Here is a 243-nt window from a genome sequence, read left to right on the forward strand (position 1 = left end):
CGCGCCAGCCGCGCTCGAGCGATTTTTCCAACAGCGGCGGCAATACGCTTTCGAGCGACATGGCCTGCAAATGGTAGAACAGGACTTCCGTCATCGCCTGCAACCGAACTATTTCGTGGCTTCGTAATATTCCGCGACCAGCCGGTCCAGCAGTCGAACGCCGTAGCCGGATCCCCAACTGTGGTTGATGTCGGTTTTCGGCGCGCCCATCGCGGTTCCCGCGACGTCGAGATGCACCCACGG

At 60.9% G+C, this 243-nt stretch carries 1 protein-coding gene; it reads right to left on the reverse strand.

Annotated elements, in window-relative coordinates; translation table 11 throughout:
• Window positions 1-94, reverse strand: a 94-nt coding sequence (locus QSV46_RS40795) for a DNA polymerase III subunit chi (RefSeq protein WP_314964433.1), incomplete at its 3' end; no start/stop codon positions are given.
• Window positions 95-243 lie beyond the last annotated feature (149 nt).

The sequence above is a fragment of the Bradyrhizobium cosmicum genome, from assembly GCF_032290525.1.
Classification (GTDB): Bacteria; Pseudomonadota; Alphaproteobacteria; order Rhizobiales; family Xanthobacteraceae; genus Bradyrhizobium; species Bradyrhizobium cosmicum_A.